Source organism: Halomonas sp. SSL-5 (genome assembly GCF_030708455.1).
Classification (GTDB): domain Bacteria; phylum Pseudomonadota; class Gammaproteobacteria; order Pseudomonadales; family Halomonadaceae; genus Halomonas.
In genome coordinates this window covers 165,509-181,180 of sequence record NZ_JAUYWF010000005.1, presented here as the reverse complement: position 1 = coordinate 181,180, position 15,672 = coordinate 165,509, and the positions used below count along the sequence as shown (strand labels likewise).

The window sequence follows — 15,672 nt, the reverse complement described above, 5'->3', positions numbered from 1 at the left end:
TCCACGGGAAAGTTCCGATCGAAAGTTACGCTTCTGTGGGCCCTAGCAGCCAGCCATCCAGGCGTGCCTCCAACTCCTCGACGCCCTGCCCCTTGAGCGACGAGAAGAGCTGGATGGTCACCAGGTCCTCCCATTCGCGCAGCCGCGAGCGCACCTGCTGCAGGGCGCTCGCCGCGGGGCCGCGCTTGAGCTTGTCGGCCTTGGTCAGCAGGATATGCACCGGCATCTCCTGGGCATCGGCCCAGCCCAGCATGGTCTGGTCGAACTCGGAGAGCGGGTGGCGCACATCCATCACCAGCACCAGGCCCTTGAGCGAGGAGCGGCGCTGCAGATAGTCGGAAAGGTGGCGCTGCCACTCCAGCTTGACCGCCTCGGGCACCTTGGCATAGCCATAACCGGGCAGGTCCACCAGGCGCCGGTCGAGGTTGTCACCCAGCGTGAAGAAGTTGATCAGCTGGGTGCGCCCGGGCGTCTTGGAGATCCGCGCCAGCGCGTTCTGCCGGGTCAAGGTGTTGATCGCGCTTGATTTTCCGGCATTCGAGCGGCCCGCAAAGGCCACCTCGGCACCGTCGTCCTCCGGGCACTTGGCCAGGGTCGGAGCGCTGATAAGGAAGCGGGCGGTCTGATAGTTGAGACGAGAGTCGAGTCGCGCCATGGGCGAGGATTCCTGACATTGAACAAGGGGCTGGCGGCTTGCATTCCCGCCGGCAGGGTGATTCGGTATAATACAGTGTCTTTTGTCTGCGACCCGGGGCACGCTAGTGTACCACCGCGCCCACGACGTCCGCGATTGGCCCGCTCGAGAACCCAGAGGCTGGCCGGCGTCGCGATCCGGGCGACACCCAGGGTACGTACCGGTCAACAACGTAACGGCATAGTGGATTAGCGATGAGAAAGTTACTGGCAAGCCTGGCAATCACCATGGGCGCCGTCGGCGCCGCCCACGCAGACCTCGAGGCCGATGCCGATGCGGCAGCGGGCCGTGACAAGGCCGCCGCCTGCGCGGCATGCCACGGCCAGGAGGGCATCAGCCCCACCGGCGCCTTCCCCAACCTGGCGGGCCAGCAGGCCTCCTACCTGGCCAAGCAGATCATGGATATCCGCGACGGCAACCGCATGGTTCCCCAGATGGCCGGTCAGGTCGACAACTTCTCCGACCAGGACGCCTGGGACGTGGCCAAGTTCTATGCCGACAAGGACGCGGCCCTGGGCCAGGCGGACCCCGACGAGCTGCTGGTCGAGCGCGGTCGCGAACTCTATCGCGCCGGCGACATGGCCAAGGGCATCCCGGCCTGTGCCGCCTGCCACACACCGACCGGCCAGGGCATCGGCAGCGCCGTCTATCCGGCGCTCTCCGGCCAGCATGCCCAGTACACCGTGGCCACCCTGCAGGCCTTCGCCGCCGGCGAGCGGGCCAACGACCCGGCCAATATCATGCGCGATATCGCCTCCAAGATGAGCGATGCCGACATGGAAGCCGTAGCCAACTACGTGCTGGGCCTGCACTGAGTCCTTCTCGGTCAGCGTACCTGCACTCAGTCGGGGCGGCCTTCGGGCCGCCCCTGGCATATTTGCCGTAGCGTGCGCGGGGAACCCGAGCCCGACGACGCGCTCAAAGGCAGCGACACCCGGACTCGCCGGGACGCGATTCATCCCAAGGAGAGAGATGCCCATGTTGAAGCCCCTGATGCTCGTGCTCGCCGGCCTCGCCCTGCCGGGCCTGGCCAGCGCCCAGAACCTGGTGGAGGGTGAGCACTACGAGGTGCTGCCCGAGCCCGTGGAGACCCGCGTCGACGACGGCCAGATCGAGGTCACCGAGGCCTTCTGGTACGGCTGCCCCCACTGCTACAACCTGGAGGAGCCGCTCAATGCCTGGGTCGCCGAGCAGCCCGAGGACGTCAGTTTCCAGCGCATGCCGGCCACCATGGGCGGCGACTGGAACCAGCACGCCCTGGCCTTCTACGCCGCCGAGGAGCTCGGCATCCTCGACGCCATCCATGACGACTTCTTCCACGCCATCCACGAGGAGGGTCGCAGCCTGACCGAGAACGGCGCCATCGCCGAGTTCTTCAGCGACTACGGCGTGAGCGAGGAGGAGGCGCAGCAGGCGCTGGGCTCCTTCGCGGTGAAGAGCCAGGTCAACCAGGCCAACTCCCGCATGCGCAAGATGCGCCTGATGGGCGTGCCCGCGCTGATCGTCGACGGCCGCTACCTGGTGAGTCCGAGCAGCGCCGGCAGCCTGGCGAACATGCCGCAGATCGCCGAGGCGCTGGTCGGGAAGGTCCGCGAGGAGCGTGAGGACTGAGATGTCTCACCTGGCCGAGGCAAGGATGCCGCCCCTGGAGGGCGGCCACCTCAAGCTGCTCACCTTCAACCTGCAGGTGGGCATCCAGACCTCGGCCTACCACCACTACCTGACCCGTAGCTGGCAGCATCTGCTGCCTCACCCGCGGCGACAGCACCGCCTGGACATGGTCAGCGAGGTGCTGGGACGCTTCGACATCGTCGGCCTCCAGGAGGCCGATGGTGGCAGCTTCCGCTCCAGCCACGTCAACCAGGTGGAGTACCTCGCCACCCACGGCGGCTTCCCTCACCACTTCCAGCAACTCAATCGCAACCTGGGCCGCATCGCCCAGCACAGCAATGGCCTGCTGTCGCGGCTCCCCCCAGCACGCATCGATGAGTACCAGCTCCCGGGCACGCTGCCCGGGCGTGGCGCCATTCATGCCCGCTTCGGAGAGGGCCCCGACGCCCTCCACCTGTTCGTCGCCCACCTGGCGCTGAGCCATCGCGGCCGGGTGCGCCAGCTCGACTACCTCTCGGAGATCATCCAGCCGCTACGTCACGTGGTGGTGATGGGCGACCTCAACTGTACCCCCGAGCAGCTCCACGGCCACCAGCGCTTCAGCGCCGCGCTGCCGCTGCACCCGGTACGGCCGCCACTCAGCTATCCCTCCTGGCAGCCGCGCCGCGCCCTGGACCATATCCTGCTCTCCGACTCGCTGGAGGCCGACGAGGTCCGCGTGCTCGACCACCTGTTCTCCGACCACCTGCCGATTGCCGTGGATATTCGCCTGCCACCGGCCTGCCTGGACGCCTGCCTGGCGACTAACCGGGGCGAGACCCGACGCCAGCGCTGACCACCGCCACACGGGCAGAGCGTATAGTCAACGTTGGACCGGGTGGCTGCCGCCGGGGCACCGATGTGCGACCATACCGACCCATCAGACGCGAAGACTGAACAACGAGACCTACCCCATGGCCCAATCCCGCGCGCTGCCAGGCGCCATCGTATGGCTCGACCGTGCTTCCGAATGGCTCGGCAGGAGCCTCTCCTGGCTTGTCCTGGCGATGATGCTCATCCAGTTCCTGATCGTGGTGCTGCGCTACGTCTTCAACTTCAACAGCATCGCCATGCAGGAGTCGGTGATGTACATGCATGCCGTGGTGTTCATGCTGGCCGCGGCCTGGACCCTCAAGCACGACGGCCATGTGCGCGTGGATATCTTCTATCGCGCCATGACGCCGAAACGCAAGGCACTGGTCGACCTCTGCGGCACCCTCTTCCTGCTGCTGCCGGTGATGATCTTCGTGCTCCTGTCGAGCACGAAATATGTGGGCAATTCCTGGCGCATCCTCGAGGGTTCTCCCGATTCGGGCGGCATCCCCGGCGTTTTCCTGCTCAAGACGCTGATCCCGCTCTTCGCCGGACTGATGATCCTCCAGGCGCTGGTGGAGGCGAGCCGCCACTTCCTGGACCTCACCGGGCGCATGAATCCCCCTGCTAACGACCACGACCATGCCGAGGAGCGCCTGTAATGCTGGAGTTCATGCCCCTGGTGCTCTTCCTGGTCATCTGCATGGTGCTGATGGCTGGCTATCCGGTCGCCCTGTCACTGGCCGGCACCGCCTTGGCCTTCGCCGGCTTGGGGCTGGGCCTCGAGTCGCTGGGGATAGATGCCCCCTTCGACAGCGGCTACCTGGGCGCCTTCCCCAACCGCCTCTACGGCATCATGACCAACCAGACCCTGCTGGCAGTGCCACTCTTCGTGCTGATGGGCGTGCTGCTGGAGAAGTCCAAGGTCGCCGAGACCCTGCTCGACGCCATGGCCATGCTGTTTGGCTCGCTGCGCGGCGGCCTGGGCATCTCGGTGACCCTGGTGGGCATGCTTCTGGCCGCCTCCACCGGCATCGTCGGCGCCACCGTGGTGACCATGGGCCTGATGTCGCTGCCGACCATGCTCAAGCGCGGCTACAGCATGCCGCTGGCCACCGGCACCATCTGTGCCACCGGCACCCTGGGCCAGATCATCCCGCCCTCCATCGCCCTGGTGCTGCTCGGTGACGTGCTCTCCTCCGCTTATCAGCAGGCCCAGCTCTCGATGGGCATCTTCAGCCCCAAGACCGTCTCGGTGGGCGACCTCTTCATGGGTGCCCTGGTGCCGGGGCTGATCCTGGTGGTTCTCTACATCACCTATGTCGCGGTGGTCGCCTGGCTCAGGCCGCAATCCGCCCCACCCGCCGATCGCCAGGAACTGATGGCGGAACTGGGCCACGAGGGCGGCCTGGGGTGGCTGCTGCTCAAGGGACTGGTGCCACCCATCGTGCTGATCGTGGCCGTGCTGGGCTCGATCCTCGGCGGCTTCGCCACCCCCACCGAGGCCTCGGCGGTGGGGGCCTTCGGGGCGATGATCCTGGCCCTGGCCTATCGCCGCCTGGACCTGCAGACCCTCAAGGAGGTGCTGCGCTCGACGACCCACGTCACCACCATGGTGTTCATGATCCTGATCGGTGCCGCGCTCTTCTCGCTGGTGTTTCGTGCCTACGGCGGCGAAGAACTGGTCACCGAGCTGTTCGAGGGCATGCCCGGCGGGGTGGTGGGGGCAACCCTCATCGTGATGCTGGTGATCTTCCTGCTCGGCTTCATCCTCGACTTCATCGAGATCACCTTCGTGGTGGTGCCCATCGTCGGGCCGATCCTGCTGGCCATGGGGCTCGACCCCATATGGCTGGGCATCATGATCGCCATCAACCTGCAGACCTCCTTCCTGACACCGCCCTTCGGCTTCGCGCTCTTCTACCTGCGCGGCGTGGCGCCGGAATCGGTGCCCACCTCGGCGATCTACAAGGGGGTGATCCCGTTCATCGTCCTGCAGCTGTGCATGCTGCTGGCACTGGCCTGGTTCCCGGAGCTGGCTACCTGGCTACCCGAGGCGTTCTGAACACGAGCGTGAGTGCAGCGTTATTCCCCCCGATGGCCGGAGGGCTATAGTCACCCGGTCCGTGACGGCCCCGTGCCGCCACTCGGCCTGCCGGGCCGATACAACGCCAACATAACGCCACAACGAGGCAATGCATGAAGCTCAGAACGCTCACTACCGCCATCGCCATGACCACCGCCGCCGGCGGCCTGGTCGCCATATCCGCGCTGGAAAACACCGCCCAGGCCCAGGACACCTTCGAGTGGAAGATGGTCACCTCCTGGCCGAAGAACTTTCCGGGCGTTGGCCAGGGACCCGAGCGCCTGTCCGAACTGGTCGAGGAGATGTCCAACGGACGCCTGACCATCGAGGTGTTCGGGGCCGGCCAGCTGGTGCCGGGCTTCGAGGTGTTCGACGCCGTCTCCGAGGGGACCGCGGAGCTGGGGCATTCCGCCTCCTACTACTGGAAGGGCAAGGCCCCGGCCGCCCAGTTCTTCGCCGCCGTGCCCTTCGGCATGAATGCCCAGGAGATGAACGCCTGGCTGCACTACGGCGGTGGCCTCGAGCTGTGGAACGAGCTGTATGACGACTTCGGCGTAGATGTGCTGGTCGCCGGTGCCTCCGGCGTGCAGATGGGCGGCTGGTACAACAAGGAGATCAACTCCGCCGCCGACCTGGACGGCCTGAAGATGCGCATGCCGGGCCTCGGCGGCGAGGTGATGGAGCGCATGGGCGTGGCCATCGTCAACATGCCCGGTGGCGAGATCTTCACGTCGCTGCAGTCCGGTGCCATCGACGCCACCGAGTGGATTGGCCCCTACAATGACCTGGCCTTCGGCCTGCACCAGGCCGCCGACTACTACTACTATCCGGGCTGGCACGAGCCGACCGTGATGTTCGAGGCGATCATCAACGAGGAGGCCTATGCCTCGCTGCCCGCCGACCTGCAGGCGATCCTGCGCACCGCGGTGCGCGACATCAATGCCGATGTACTGGACGAGTACACCGCCCGCAACAACGATGCCCTGGAGACCCTAGTCAACGAGCATGGGGTTGAGCTGCGCCGTCTGCCGGACGACGTCCTGGCCCAAGCCAAGGAGCACTCCGCCGACGTGGTCGCCGAACTCGCCGAGGAGAGCGAGCTTTCCACGCGCATCCACGAGTCCTACCGCGCCTTCCAGGACAAGGTGGTCAACTACCACACCATCTCCGAGCAGGCCTACTACAACGCCCGCAACCCGGAGGAGAGCACCGGCAACTGAGGCCGTTGCTACTCCGACAAGGGGGGCCGCCTTCGGGCGGCCCCCCTTGCGTTTGCAGCACCCAGGGACTGGCGGTCACTGGCATAGCGGCGCCAGCCAGGCTTCGGCGAGCCACAGCACCAGGGCATAGCGCGCCGCCTTGGCCAGGGTGATCAGCAGGATGGCGCGCCACCACGGCAGGCGCAGGACGCCGGCCAGCACGGTGAGCGGGTCACCGACCACCGGTACCCAGCTGGCCAGCAGGCTCCACTCGCCGAAGCGCAGGTACCAGCGCTCGGCAAGCGCCAGCCCCTGTCGGGAGGCGGGAAACCAGCGCCGCCCCTCGAAGTGCCGCGCATAGCGTCCCAGCGCCACGTTGACCAGGCTGCCCAGGGTATTGCCGACGGTGGCCACCGCCCACAATGCCTGGGCGGGCTGCTCCAGGCACCACAGCCGGGCCAGCCATACCTCGGAGCCACCGGGCAGCAGGGTGGCGCTGGCCAGCGCCACGAGGAATAGCATCAGCATGGCACCGTCCCCCTCCCTGCAGTAGGCTGTCGGCCTCCTTCGACCGCAATGACGTGACGATGATGGCCCACTCCCGTCCCATACCCAACACCCTGACCATCGCCGGCTCCGACCCCAGCGGCGGCGCCGGCATCCAGGCCGACCTCAAGACCTTCTCGGCACTCGGCGCCTACGCGACCAGCGTGATCACCGCGCTGACCGCACAGAATACCCGTGGCGTGAGCGGGGTTCATCCGGTGCCCGCCGACTTCATCGCCGCCCAGCTCGAGGCCCTGCTCGATGATGTGCACCTCGATGCGGCGAAGGTCGGCATGGTGGCCAGCCGCGACGTGGCCGAGGTGATCCGCGACGCCCTGGCGCGACGCCGGCCGCGCTGGGTGGTGCTCGACCCGGTGATGGTGGCCAAGAGCGGCGATATCCTGGTGGACGACGCCGGCATCCGCGCGGTACGCGAGGTGCTGGTGCCCCAGGCCGATCTGATCACCCCCAATCTGCCCGAAGCGGCGGTACTGCTGTGCGCTCCGGCCCCGACCGACCGCGCCGGCATGCTGGCACTGGCCCCGGCGCTGCGCGAGCTGGGCGCCGGGGCCACCCTGCTCAAGGGCGGGCACCTGGTCGGCGAGGAGTGCCCCGACCTGCTGATCACCGCCGAGGCGGCCAGCTGGATCGAGGGCGCACGGGTGGATACCACCAACCTCCACGGTACCGGCTGCACCCTCTCCTCGGCGATCGCCGCACGCCTGGCCCGGGGCGACAGCCTGGAGCAGGCGGTGGCCGCGGCCAAGCGCTGGCTGGGCGCGGCGCTCGCCGCCAGCCGACGCCTGGACGTGGGGCGTGGCCAGGGGCCGGTGCACCACTTCCATGCCTGGTGGTAGCGGCCTTTCGCGCATCTCGCCTTGCAGCCCCGGCCGGCGCCTCCCATGCTGAAGATCTACACCGCCGTGGCGCCACGCCAAGGAGCCGTCATGACACCGACCCTGCTGTTCGCCTGCGACCTCTCGGCCGAGAACCGCGCCGCCTTCGCCAGGGCGGTGCGCCTGGCGGCCGAGCAGGGCGCCCGTCTCGACGTCATCCATGTGCTCGACCCCTACCTGCCGCGCCGGGTGCTCCACGACCTGGAGGAGGCCGTGGTGGCCGACATGCAGGCGACCCTCACCGATATCCGCGAGGACTATGCCCTGCCCGAACCGCGGGTGCTGATGCAGACGGTCACCGGCTCTCCCTATGCCGAGATCATCCGCGAGGCCCACGAGCGCGAGGTGGACATGATCGTGCTGGGGGCCCACCGCAAGCGGGGCCAGCCCGACCTGGTGTCCGGCACCACCCTGGCCCGGGTGCTGCGCAGCGCCCCCTGCCCGGTGCTCTCGGTAAGCCACACCGCCAACCAGGGCTGGGAGGAGATCCTGCTGCCCATGGACTTCTCGCTCACCTCCCGCCATACCCTGCGCGAGACCCTGCGCCGCTTCCCCGACACCCGCCTGACCCTGCTCCACGCCTGGGACATCCCCGGCGAGCGCGAGCTGGGCTCCCGCGGCGACTTCGCCCGCTGGCGCGACCGCGAGGTGGCGCGGCTGCAGAGCCAGCTGGAGGCCGAGGTGGAGCGCCTGATGGCCGAGCTGGACGACGTGCCGGAGGTGGAGCTGGTGCTGGAGCAGGGCGCGCCTCTGGAGGTGCTGATGAACCGCCTGCGGCGTCAGCCGCCGGACCTGCTGGCGCTGGGCAGCCGCGGCCAGCTGGGCCGCCACAGCCAGATCACCGAATCGCTGCTGGCCGAGCCTCACTGCGACATCATGCTGTGCCGTGCCTGGTAGCGAAACAAAAAGTAGCGAACCAGGCGTAGCGGACAATAAGTAGACAGAACCTATACGTGATGGCATTGTCTGTACAGGAGGATTCTCTCCTGTGGAGGCACTGCCATGCGTCTGTTTCCCCTTATCCCCCTGCTGATGATCCTGCTGCTTGCCCCCGCGGCCAGCGCCCAGGCCAGCGAGCCTGTGGAGGTCAACGGCGCACGCTTCGCCGGCGAGCTGGAGACACAGGATCAGGCCTTCCGCCTGGTCGGTCACGGCCTGTTCCGCTACATGATCTGGGACGCCTACGCCGGGGCCTACTACCAGGCGCCCGGCGCCTCGACGCCCGCGCCCCTCGAGGAGATCCCGCGGCGCCTGGAGCTGGAGTACTTCCACGCCATCGCAGCCGACGACTTCGCCGGGGTGACCCGAGACCGGGTCCGCGAGGCCCGGGGCGAGTCGGCCTACCGCGAGCTGCTGCCCTCCCTCAACGCCTTCACCCGCGCCTATCGCAGCGTCGAGCCCGGTGACCGCTACGCCCTCACCTGGAGTGGCGACGGCCTGAGCCTGGCGCTGAACGGCGAGACGCTCTATCGAGGCGACGATCCCGAGCTGGCCAACGCGCTCTTCGCCATCTGGCTGGGTGACTCACCGCTCAAGGAGGCGTTCCGCGACGCCCTGCTGGGGCGCCGCTGAGCCGCGAGCATGCTACCCTGCCGCGTTCGAGATCGCCGGGAGACCCAGCATGAAGGCACTGATCCAGCGCGTGACCCGCGCCAGCGTGGAGGTGGAGGGGCGCACCGTGGGCGCCATCGACCACGGCCTGCTGGCCCTGGTCGGGGTGGAGAAGGGAGACGACGAGACCGCCGTGGAACGCCTGCTGCACAAGCTGCTGCACTACCGGGTGTTCAGCGATGCCGAGGGCAAGATGAACCTCAACCTGCAGCAGGTGGAAGGCGGCCTGCTGCTGGTCTCCCAGTTCACCCTGGCCGCGGATACCCGCAAGGGGCTGCGCCCCAGCTTCTCCAGCGCGGCCCCGCCCGCCGATGGCGACCGCCTCTTCCATAGGCTGCTGGCGCGCGCCGAAGCGGCCTGGCCGAAGGTCGCCAGCGGCGAGTTCGCCGCCAACATGCAGGTCGCGCTGGTCAACGATGGGCCGGTGACCTTCTTGCTGGAGAGCTAGCCGCCGAGCTCGGCCGCCATGGTTTCCAGCGCCTCCTCGGCGGCGAGCCACTCCGCCTCCAGGTCGTCGAGGCGCGACTTGAGCTCGCCCTGGCGGGCCAGGGTCGCGGTGAGCGCCTCCTTGCGGGCGGGGTCGGTGTAGAGCTCGGCATCGCCAAGCGCCTCCTCCACCCCGGCCAGCTCGGCCTGGATCTTCTCCATGGCCTGCTCGGCGCGATCGCGCTGTTTCTTCAGCGGGCGCAGCTTCTCGCGCAGCTCGGCGGCGGCGCGGCGCGACGCCTTGCGATCCTCCTTCGGCGCCCCCTGCTCGGCCTTGTCGTCACGGGCCTCGCGGCGCGCCCCCTCGAGGCGCGCCTTGAGCCAGGCCCGGTAGTCCTCCAAGTCACCGTCGAAGGGCTCCACCCGATGGTCGGCGACGCGCCAGAACTCGTCCACGGTGGCGCGCAACAGGTGGCGGTCGTGGGAGACCAGGATCACGGTGCCCTCGAAGGCCGCCAGCGCCTCGGTGAGCGCCTCGCGCATCTCCAGGTCCAGGTGGTTGGTGGGCTCGTCAAGCAGCAGCAGGTTGGGCTTCTGCCAGGCCACCAGGGCCAGCGCCAGGCGCGCCTTCTCGCCGCCCGAGAAGCGCCCCACCTCGCCGAAGACGTCGTCACCCGGGAAGCCGAAGCCGCCCAGGAAGTTGCGGATCTCCTGGTCGCTGGCGGTAGGCGAGAGGCGCTGCACATGCATGAAGGGTGTGGCGGCGAGGTCCAGCCCCTCCAGCTGGTGCTGGGCGAAGTAGCCGACCTTGAGGTGTTCGCCCGCCACCCGCTTCCCGGCGAGCAGCGGCAACTCGCCGATAAGCGACTTGATCAGGGTCGACTTGCCGGCGCCGTTGGGGCCCAGCAGGCCGATGCGCTGCCCGGGCAGCAGGGTCAGCCTGACGTTGTCGAGCTGGACCTTCTCCACACCCGGCTCGCCCCCCCCGGTGCGATAGCCCAACCGCGCCTCGTCCAGCACCAGCAGCGGGTGGGAGGTCTTCTCCGCGGCGGGCAGGGTGAAGTGGAAGGGCGAGTCGGCGTGGGCCACGGCGATATCGCCCATGCGCTCGAGCATCTTCAGGCGGCTCTGGGCCGCGCGCGCCTTGGTGGCCTTGGCGCGGAAGCGCGCCACGAAGCGCTCGATCTCCTCGCGACGCGCCTGCTGCTTGGCGGCCTCGGCCTGTTGCAGCGCCAGCTTCTCGGCCCGGGTGCGCTCGAAGGTGGTGTAGTTGCCGCGATAGAGCACCAGGGCACGGCGATCGAAGTGCACGATGCAGTCGCACACCGCGTCCAGGAAGTCGCGGTCGTGGGAGATCAGCAGCAGGGTCCCCGGGTAGCGCGTCAGCCACTGCTCGAGCCACAGCAGGGCATCGAGGTCGAGGTGGTTGGTGGGCTCGTCGAGCAGCAGCAGGTCGGAGGGCATGAACAGGGTCCGCGCCAGATTGACGCGCATCCGCCAGCCCCCGGAGAAGGACGACAGTGGACGCTCGAGATCCCCCTGTGAAAAGCCCAGCCCCACCAGCAGCTGGGCGGCCTTGGCCGGCGCGCTGTAACCGTCCAGCGCCTCGATGACGCCGTGCAGCTCCGCCTCGCGATGGTCGTCGCCGGCCTCCCGGGCGGCCGCCAGGGCCGCCTCGGCCCGGCGCAGCTCGGCGTGGCCATCGAGGACATGATCGAGCAGCGAGCGGTCCAGCGCCTCCACCTCCTGGGCCATATGGGCGATGCGCTGGCCGCCACTCATCTCCACCTCGCCGCGATCCGGCGCCAGCTCGCCGAGCAGCAGCTTGAACAGGCTCGACTTGCCGGCCCCGTTGGAGCCGACGATGCCCGCCTTGTGGCCGGCGTGCAGGGTGAGGTCGGCGCCCTCCAGCAGGGCCTGGGTGCCGCGTTGCAGGGAAACTTGGCGCAGTGCGATCATGCGGGCTCCACGAGGGTAAGGCCGCCGCTCGACGCGACGGCGGAAAAACGATGAGCGACGATTCTACCGAAATGCTGGCCGCCATGCGGAGACGACTCTCCGAGTCGCCGCTGTGGCCCTTCGCCCTGGCGCTCTATGCGCGCCCGGACGTCGAGGCCGCGTGCCTGCGACTGCAGGATGACGCCGGCGTCGATGTCTGCGAGCTGCTGTGGCGCTGCTGGCTGCTGCACCACGGTGCCATTCCAGAGCACGGCAGTGAAACGGGCCTCGTCGAGGTGCGCCGCTGGCAGCGCGAGGTCACCGCCCCGCTGCGCCGGCTACGCCGCGAGCTCAAGGCCACCGCCGCCGAACGCGACGGCGTGGCCAGGCTGCGCGAGACCCTCAAGCGGGCCGAGCTCGAGGCCGAGCGCGAGGCGCTCGCACGCCTGGAGGCCCTGGCGATGACCGGGCCGCTGCGCCCGCTCGACGAAAGCGACCCGGCACCCCAGGAACTTCTTTCGAATGCCCTGCAACTGCAGAAAAAAGCCCATCTTTCAACGCTCAAACGCCTGGTGATGCGCCTTGACCCTCCCCGGAGGCCACGCTAGCCTGAAAATCAGCCGTGTGAATATGAATTCACCAGATGCCGCGTGGCGAGCGCCTGCGACGCTCCGGGGCAAAACCTGCAGAAGGACCACAAGAATGAAGTCACACAAGCTGTTGACCACCGCTGGTATCGGCGCACTGATGTTCGGCATGACCTCCGCCGCCATGGCGGACAACTGGCGCTATGCCCACGAGGAGTACGAGGGCGACGTCCAGGATGTCTTCGCCGTGGCCTTCAAGGAGTATGTCGAGGAGAACTCCGACCACAGCGTGCAGATCTACCGCTTCGGTGAGCTGGGCGAGTCCGACGACATCATGGAGCAGACCCGCAGCGGCATCCTGCAGTTCGTCAATCAGTCACCGGGCTTCACCGGCTCGCTGATCCCGTCGGCGCAGATCTTCTTCGTCCCCTATCTGCTGCCCACCGACATGGACACCGTTCTCGAGTTCTTCGACGAGAGCAAGGCCATCAACGAGATGTTCCCCGAGCTCTACGCCGAGCACGGCCTCGAATTGCTGCAGATGTATCCCGAGGGCGAGATGGTGGTGACCACCGACGAGCCCATCGAATCCGTGGATGACTTCCAGAACAAGAAGATCCGCGTGATGACCAACCCGCTGCTCTCCGAGACCTACAACGCCTTCGGCGCGACGCCTACGCCGCTGCCCTGGGGCGAGGTCTACGGTGGCCTGCAGACCGGCATCCTCGACGGCCAGGAGAACCCCATCTTCTGGATCGAGTCCGGCGGCCTCTACGAGGTCTCCCCGCACCTGACCTTCACCGGCCACGGCTGGTTCACCACCGCCATGATGGCCAACCAGGACTTCTACAATGGCCTCGCCGAAGAGGACCAGCAGCTGGTGCGTGAGGCGTCCGAGGCGGCCTACGACCACACCATCGAGCATATCCAGGGCCTGGCCGAGGAGTCGCTCAACAAGATCACGGAAGCCTGCGACAACTGCACCGTCACCCGCCTGGACGACGAACAGATCGACACGTTGCGCGCCACCGCGCCGCAGGTCGAGGAGGCCTTCGTCGAGATGGCCGGTGAGCAGGGCCAGGAGCTTCTCGATCAGTTCAAGGCCGACCTCGAGGCCGTGACCTCCGACGAGGAGTAATTCGCTTCCCGTCGCCGTGAAAGGGGGGTGGCCCATCTCGGGCCACCCCCCTTGTTCGTTGCGTGCACCCAGCGTTGACCCCGGGACCACACCACGCCACCGCGCGGCGTATCCTGACAGTCGAGAAGCCGTTGCTTGATACACGGCCAACAACCAACTGCATGCTGAAGGGAGTGCAGCCATGACAGATGAAGAAGCCGAAAACGCCTATCGCTCGGGCCTGCCCGGCCCGCTAGGCGTCATCGATACCCTGATCAGCAAGCTGGAGGCGGTGCTGCTGGCCATGGGCGTGTTGCTGATGGCGGTCAATACCATCGCCAACGTCATTGCCCGCTTCGTGTTCGGTGACAGCATCTTCGTGACCGGCGAGATCAACCGCATCCTGATCATCATGATCACCTTCGCCGGCATCGGCTATGCCGCGCGCCACGGCCGCCACATCCGCATGTCGGCCATCTACGATGCGCTGCCGGTGGGCGGACGCCGCGCCCTGATGATCGTCATCGCCCTGTTCACCGCGCTGGTGATGTTCTTCCTGCTCTACTACTCGCTGGTCTACATCCTGGAACAGCGTGACAGCGGTCGTGTGCTGCCGGCATTGGGCTTTCCGATCTGGTGGATCTATGTGTGGGCGCCGCTGGGCTTCCTGATCACCGGGATCCAGTACCTGCTCACCGCCATCAAGAACATGACCTCAAGGGATGTCTACCTGTCGACCGGCGTGGTCGATGGCTACAAGGACACGGAAACGGAAGTCTGACGCAGGGCGCTACGCTCGGGGGAACGCACTATGACCACCATAATGGTTTGCACCATGATCGCCCTGCTGTTGCTGGGCTTTCCGATGATGATCCCGCTGCTCACCGCCGCGGTGATCGGCTTCTTCATGATGTTCAACGGCCTGGGGCAGATGGATACCCTGATCCAGCAGATGATGGCCGGCATCCGGCCCGCCTCGCTGATCGCGGTGCCGATGTTCATCCTCGCCGCCGACATCATGACCCGCGGCCAGTCGGCCGACCGTCTGATCGCCATGGTGATGTCCTTCATCGGCCATATAAAGGGCGGCCTGGCGGTCTCCACCGCCACCTCCTGCACCCTGTTCGGCGCCGTCTCGGGCTCCACCCAGGCCACCGTGGTGGCGGTAGGCTCGCCACTGCGCCCCAAGATGCTCAAGGCCGGCTACTCCGACTCCTTCACCCTGGCGCTGATCATCAACGCCAGCGATATCGCCTTCTTGATCCCGCCGAGCATCGGCATGATCATCTACGGGGTCATCTCCGAGACCTCCATCGCCGAACTGTTCATCGCCGGCATCGGCCCGGGGCTGATGATCCTGGCCATGTTCTCCGCCTACTGTATCGCCTACGCCGTGATCCGCGACGTCCCCACCGAGGCCCGGGCGAACTGGAGTGAACGCCTCACCGCGGTTCGCCAGGCGCTGTGGCCGCTGGGCTTCCCGGTGATCATCGTCGGCGGCATCTACGGCGGCGTCTTCAGCCCCACCGAGGCCGCGGCGGCCTGCGTGCTCTATGCGGTCTTCCTGGAGTTCGTCATCTTCCGTTCGCTGAAGATGCAGCATATCTACGCCATCGCCAAGTCCACCGGCCTGATCACCGCGGTGGTGTTCATCCTGGTAGCGGCGGGCAACGGCTTCTCCTGGATCATCTCCTTCGCGCAGATTCCCCAGGCGATCCTGGAGGCCGTGGGCATCAACGAGGCCGGACCTACCGGCGTGTTGATCGCGATCTGCATCTCCTTCTTCGTGGCCTGCATGTTCGTCGATCCCATCGTGGTGATCCTGGTGCTGACGCCGATCTTCGCCCCGGCGATCGCCGCTACCGGCCTCGATCCGGTGCTGGTGGGTATCCTGATCACCCTGCAGGTCGCCATCGGCTCGGCCACGCCACCCTTCGGCTGTGACATCTTTACCGCCATCGCGATCTTCAAGCGCCCCTACCTGGACGTGATCAAGGGCACGCCGCCCTTCATCTTCATGCTGGTACTGGCCGCGGCGCTGTTGATCATGTTCCCGCAGATCGCCCTGTTCCTGCGCGACGTGGCATTCAACTGATCCAAGGAGAGTGA

General features: G+C 67.3%; 17 protein-coding genes. 14 read left to right on the top strand and 3 right to left on the bottom strand.

The features are described from left to right. Positions 1–25: 25 nt before the first annotated feature. The gene (gene yihA, locus RAN53_RS07750) at positions 26–655 is read right to left on the bottom strand and encodes a ribosome biogenesis GTP-binding protein YihA/YsxC (protein WP_305796242.1); all 630 of its coding nucleotides are present in this window, start codon (positions 653–655) and stop codon (positions 26–28) included. 233 nt (positions 656–888) lie between these two features. Here yihA and RAN53_RS07745 point away from each other — a divergent pair, with 233 nt between their 5' ends. The 6 genes from RAN53_RS07745 to RAN53_RS07720 all read left to right on the top strand — a co-directional run bounded on the left by RAN53_RS07745 (position 889) and on the right by RAN53_RS07720 (position 6,463). Then, positions 889–1,509 carry a c-type cytochrome gene (locus RAN53_RS07745; protein ID WP_305796241.1) on the top strand — a complete coding sequence of 207 codons (621 nt, stop codon included), beginning with the start codon at positions 889–891 and terminating at the stop codon, positions 1,507–1,509. 163 nt (positions 1,510–1,672) lie between these two features. After that, positions 1,673–2,305 (top strand): thiol:disulfide interchange protein DsbA/DsbL, encoded by a 633-nt coding sequence (locus RAN53_RS07740; protein WP_305796240.1) that lies wholly within the window; start codon positions 1,673–1,675, stop codon positions 2,303–2,305. A 1-nt stretch (position 2,306) separates the two neighbouring features. Next, the gene (locus tag RAN53_RS07735; protein ID WP_305796239.1) at positions 2,307–3,140 is read left to right on the top strand and encodes an endonuclease/exonuclease/phosphatase family protein; all 834 of its coding nucleotides are present in this window, start codon (positions 2,307–2,309) and stop codon (positions 3,138–3,140) included. Between the two features lie 118 nt (positions 3,141–3,258). After that, entirely contained in the window at positions 3,259–3,819 is a 561-nt protein-coding gene (locus tag RAN53_RS07730; RefSeq protein ID WP_305796238.1) for a TRAP transporter small permease subunit, read from the top strand. After that, a complete protein-coding gene (locus tag RAN53_RS07725) occupies positions 3,819–5,222 on the top strand; it encodes a TRAP transporter large permease (RefSeq protein ID WP_305796237.1) in 1,404 nt (467 codons plus the stop codon). The genes RAN53_RS07730 and RAN53_RS07725 overlap by 1 nt, the downstream gene beginning before the upstream one ends. 134 nt (positions 5,223–5,356) lie before the next feature. Further along, positions 5,357–6,463: a TRAP transporter substrate-binding protein gene (locus RAN53_RS07720; protein WP_305796236.1), complete on the top strand. Its 1,107-nt coding sequence runs from the start codon at positions 5,357–5,359 to the stop codon at positions 6,461–6,463. Positions 6,464–6,538: 75 nt separating this feature from the next. Here RAN53_RS07720 and RAN53_RS07715 read toward each other — a convergent pair whose 3' ends face one another. Further along, the gene (locus RAN53_RS07715; RefSeq protein ID WP_305796235.1) at positions 6,539–6,970 is read right to left on the bottom strand and encodes a YqaA family protein; all 432 of its coding nucleotides are present in this window, start codon (positions 6,968–6,970) and stop codon (positions 6,539–6,541) included. 62 nt (positions 6,971–7,032) lie between these two features. Between RAN53_RS07715 and thiD the strand changes: the two genes are divergently transcribed. The 4 genes from thiD (at position 7,033) to dtd (ending at position 9,943) form a co-directional block, all read left to right on the top strand. After that, positions 7,033–7,845: a bifunctional hydroxymethylpyrimidine kinase/phosphomethylpyrimidine kinase gene (gene thiD, locus RAN53_RS07710; RefSeq protein WP_414842965.1), complete on the top strand. Its 813-nt coding sequence runs from the start codon at positions 7,033–7,035 to the stop codon at positions 7,843–7,845. 90 nt (positions 7,846–7,935) lie between these two features. After that, positions 7,936–8,781, top strand: coding sequence for a universal stress protein (locus RAN53_RS07705; RefSeq protein ID WP_305796233.1), 846 nt, complete (start codon positions 7,936–7,938; stop codon positions 8,779–8,781). A 105-nt stretch (positions 8,782–8,886) separates the two neighbouring features. Next, on the top strand, positions 8,887–9,456 hold the full coding sequence (locus tag RAN53_RS07700; protein WP_305796232.1) for a chalcone isomerase family protein: 570 nt from the start codon (positions 8,887–8,889) through the stop codon (positions 9,454–9,456). A 49-nt stretch (positions 9,457–9,505) separates the two neighbouring features. Beyond that, a complete protein-coding gene (gene dtd, locus RAN53_RS07695; RefSeq protein WP_305796231.1) occupies positions 9,506–9,943 on the top strand; it encodes a D-aminoacyl-tRNA deacylase in 438 nt (145 codons plus the stop codon). Here the strand turns inward: dtd and RAN53_RS07690 are convergent. Continuing rightward, on the bottom strand, positions 9,940–11,880 hold the full coding sequence (locus RAN53_RS07690; RefSeq protein ID WP_305796230.1) for an ATP-binding cassette domain-containing protein: 1,941 nt from the start codon (positions 11,878–11,880) through the stop codon (positions 9,940–9,942). The two genes, dtd and RAN53_RS07690, sit on opposite strands and share 4 nt — an antisense overlap. A 50-nt stretch (positions 11,881–11,930) precedes the next feature. On the opposite strand from RAN53_RS07690, the gene RAN53_RS07685 reads away from it, so the two are divergent. From RAN53_RS07685 to RAN53_RS07670, 4 genes are all read left to right on the top strand, one after another. Next, positions 11,931–12,467, top strand: a complete 537-nt coding sequence (locus tag RAN53_RS07685; protein WP_305796229.1) for a TIGR02444 family protein — start codon at positions 11,931–11,933, stop codon at positions 12,465–12,467. A 94-nt stretch (positions 12,468–12,561) separates the two neighbouring features. Beyond that, positions 12,562–13,584, top strand: a complete 1,023-nt coding sequence (gene dctP / locus RAN53_RS07680) for a TRAP transporter substrate-binding protein DctP (protein WP_305796228.1) — start codon at positions 12,562–12,564, stop codon at positions 13,582–13,584. Between the two features lie 181 nt (positions 13,585–13,765). After that, positions 13,766–14,344 (top strand): TRAP transporter small permease, encoded by a 579-nt coding sequence (locus tag RAN53_RS07675; protein WP_305796227.1) that lies wholly within the window; start codon positions 13,766–13,768, stop codon positions 14,342–14,344. 30 nt (positions 14,345–14,374) lie between these two features. Beyond that, positions 14,375–15,658, top strand: coding sequence for a TRAP transporter large permease (locus RAN53_RS07670; RefSeq protein WP_305796226.1), 1,284 nt, complete (start codon positions 14,375–14,377; stop codon positions 15,656–15,658). Positions 15,659–15,672 lie beyond the last annotated feature (14 nt).

Excerpts from the sequence above, each read along its gene's own strand:
- yihA (WP_305796242.1), bottom strand. The coding sequence starts at position 655 with ATGGCGCGACTCGACTCTCGTCTCAACTATCAGACCGCCCGCTTCCTT.
- RAN53_RS07745 (WP_305796241.1), top strand. The coding sequence starts at position 889 with ATGAGAAAGTTACTGGCAAGCCTGGCAATCACCATGGGCGCCGTCGGC.
- RAN53_RS07740 (WP_305796240.1), top strand. The coding sequence starts at position 1,673 with ATGTTGAAGCCCCTGATGCTCGTGCTCGCCGGCCTCGCCCTGCCGGGC.
- RAN53_RS07735 (WP_305796239.1), top strand. The coding sequence starts at position 2,307 with ATGTCTCACCTGGCCGAGGCAAGGATGCCGCCCCTGGAGGGCGGCCAC.
- RAN53_RS07730 (WP_305796238.1), top strand. The coding sequence starts at position 3,259 with ATGGCCCAATCCCGCGCGCTGCCAGGCGCCATCGTATGGCTCGACCGT.
- RAN53_RS07725 (WP_305796237.1), top strand. The coding sequence starts at position 3,819 with ATGCTGGAGTTCATGCCCCTGGTGCTCTTCCTGGTCATCTGCATGGTG.
- RAN53_RS07720 (WP_305796236.1), top strand. The coding sequence starts at position 5,357 with ATGAAGCTCAGAACGCTCACTACCGCCATCGCCATGACCACCGCCGCC.
- RAN53_RS07715 (WP_305796235.1), bottom strand. The coding sequence starts at position 6,970 with ATGCTGATGCTATTCCTCGTGGCGCTGGCCAGCGCCACCCTGCTGCCC.
- thiD (WP_414842965.1), top strand. The coding sequence starts at position 7,033 with ATGGCCCACTCCCGTCCCATACCCAACACCCTGACCATCGCCGGCTCC.
- RAN53_RS07705 (WP_305796233.1), top strand. The coding sequence starts at position 7,936 with ATGACACCGACCCTGCTGTTCGCCTGCGACCTCTCGGCCGAGAACCGC.
- RAN53_RS07700 (WP_305796232.1), top strand. The coding sequence starts at position 8,887 with ATGCGTCTGTTTCCCCTTATCCCCCTGCTGATGATCCTGCTGCTTGCC.
- dtd (WP_305796231.1), top strand. The coding sequence starts at position 9,506 with ATGAAGGCACTGATCCAGCGCGTGACCCGCGCCAGCGTGGAGGTGGAG.
- RAN53_RS07690 (WP_305796230.1), bottom strand. The coding sequence starts at position 11,880 with ATGATCGCACTGCGCCAAGTTTCCCTGCAACGCGGCACCCAGGCCCTG.
- RAN53_RS07685 (WP_305796229.1), top strand. The coding sequence starts at position 11,931 with ATGAGCGACGATTCTACCGAAATGCTGGCCGCCATGCGGAGACGACTC.
- dctP (WP_305796228.1), top strand. The coding sequence starts at position 12,562 with ATGAAGTCACACAAGCTGTTGACCACCGCTGGTATCGGCGCACTGATG.
- RAN53_RS07675 (WP_305796227.1), top strand. The coding sequence starts at position 13,766 with ATGACAGATGAAGAAGCCGAAAACGCCTATCGCTCGGGCCTGCCCGGC.
- RAN53_RS07670 (WP_305796226.1), top strand. The coding sequence starts at position 14,375 with ATGACCACCATAATGGTTTGCACCATGATCGCCCTGCTGTTGCTGGGC.